Origin of the sequence: Gottfriedia sp. NPDC057991 (genome assembly GCF_042886615.1) — a bacterium.
In the GTDB taxonomy this organism is placed as follows: domain Bacteria; phylum Bacillota; class Bacilli; order Bacillales; family Bacillaceae_G; genus Gottfriedia.
The window spans coordinates 1-1,952 of record NZ_JBHVQN010000023.1; the positions used below are offsets into that span (position 1 = coordinate 1).

Genomic DNA, 1,952 nt, shown 5'->3' on the forward strand with positions numbered 1-1,952 from the left:
GTGACGCGGTTTTCATAGCTCCAAATGATGTTGTAAAAGTGACCACTATGAATCACGTCATTGAAGTTCAGCATATGGAGAAGATGAACCGGAAAAATAATATCAAAAAATTGGACAAGGATAGGTTTGTAGACCTCTCTACTGGGGAGATCCGGGAGTTCGAGCATTCGGAAAATCGGCAGGAAAATTATAATTCTTTGAGACAAACCTTTAAGAAGCTGCGTTATTTGATAAATAACAATTTTATAGGACGGCCAAATGAATTACATATAACTTTGACATACAAGAAAAATATGACGGACACGAAAAAACTTTATAGTGATTTTCAAAATTTTATCGACAGGTTGCGTTATAAATACAAGAAAGAAAGTTCGATAGATTATTTATCGGTGGTAGAGCCACAAGGACGTGGAGCCTGGCATTGTCATGTTTTAATGCGCTTTAATGATTTGGATAAGATTTATATTAAAAATGCTGAATTAAGGAGTCTATGGGGTTTAGGATTTGTAACAATCAAGTCATTAAAGGATATAGACAACATAGGAGCCTATTTGAGCGCTTATTTGACTGATATAGACCTAGAAGATGTCCAAGACAGGGAAACAGCCTTAAAAGTGGCTTCAGAGGGCTGTGAGGTGCAAACAAAGATCGTAGAAGGTCGGGAAAAGAAATTTTTAAAAGGCGGACGGCTGCACATGTATCCTTCCGGAATGAATATGTATCGAAAATCAAAAGGGATTGTTAAGCCGGAACGGGAAGAAATGAAGTTCGGAGACATAAAAAAAGTAGTGGGTTCGGCAAAACCACACTACGAGAAAAGTTATCATGTCGAAAATGACAATTTTGAAAACACAATTTCGTTTCTCCAGTATAACACAAAACGTGATTTTTGAAGCAAAACGGTTCCTCTTTATGGAGCCGTTTTTTTTATTTCCCGAAGGGTTATTTGTCAGAATGACAAACCGATTTCGAGCCGGCGAGAACCCATTGTCACACCACGATTTAGGGGGTGTGTATAAATGGGCACTCTCTGTGAAATTTGAAGCTTTGAAATTCCGAATGGCGCACTTATACACTCTGTCGAGTGAGTGCTAAAATGCTGAAGCATTTCCGTCAAGCGTGTGGAGGAATCTTGTAGAGAGATATAGCATAGATACCCGTATCTCTAGAGATATTTTGGTATATCCCTGCTATATCTATGGGGTATCTATGCTATATCTTTGGCTTCAAAAACGGCACCTGTTCTAAGAGCATAGAAACTCAACAGGCACAGCCTGTTTGACACCCTTTTTTTTAGGGTGGCACCGAGTTTCCTTATGCTCTTTTTCTCTGAAGCTAAACCTGTTTTATATGTCGTAGTCTTTTTATTGGGAGTGACCCCTTGCTGTACAATTTCCGGAGGTGCCGATAAGGGACGAATTTTCCCTTGTCGGTTGCCTTTGGGGATTGTAAGGGGTGGAGGCTCGGAATCAAAAGGAAACGAAATATCATTCCGAGTGTGCTTCTTTTTTCTGTTCTTGAATTCTATTATTTCCAATGTTAGAATTATGTTAACAACTTGTTAGGAGTGTGTTTGGATGGAAGAGAAAAAACAAATTGGACCTCGAATTACTGTTGAAACATTTAAAAAGCTAGAGTTATTAGCCGAACATTTTACAAAACACAATGAATTTGGAAGAGTTTCAAAAGATGCTGTAATTGAGTTTGCTATTAAGGAATTGTATAGGGACTATTTGGGAAAAGGACGCTAATTTTTGTTGAAAAACTGACTTCGGATTTGGGGTTCTTTATTATTAACTTGATTTTAATTAAACATTACAGGAAAAATTGAGGGGAAATGGATGGATAAACGCAATGGTGACGCGGTTTTCATAGCTCCAAATGATGTTGTAAAAGTGACCACTATGAATCACGTCATTGAAGTTCAGCATATGGAGAAGATGAACCGGAAA

2 protein-coding genes are annotated in these 1,952 nt (G+C 38.1%); both read left to right on the forward strand.

Annotated features, from left to right (window positions below; all coding sequences use genetic code 11):
• On the forward strand, positions 1-893 hold an 893-nt coding region (locus ACFVR2_RS25100; RefSeq protein ID WP_384382383.1), incomplete at its 5' end, for a rolling circle replication-associated protein.
• 684 nt (positions 894-1,577) lie between these two features.
• The gene (locus tag ACFVR2_RS25105; protein WP_375839303.1) at positions 1,578-1,751 is read left to right on the forward strand and encodes a hypothetical protein; all 174 of its coding nucleotides are present in this window, start codon (positions 1,578-1,580) and stop codon (positions 1,749-1,751) included.
• Positions 1,752-1,952 lie beyond the last annotated feature (201 nt).

Coding starts and splice junctions, on each gene's coding strand:
- ACFVR2_RS25105 (WP_375839303.1), top strand. CDS start 1,578: ATGGAAGAGAAAAAACAAATTGGACCTCGAATTACTGTTGAAACATTT.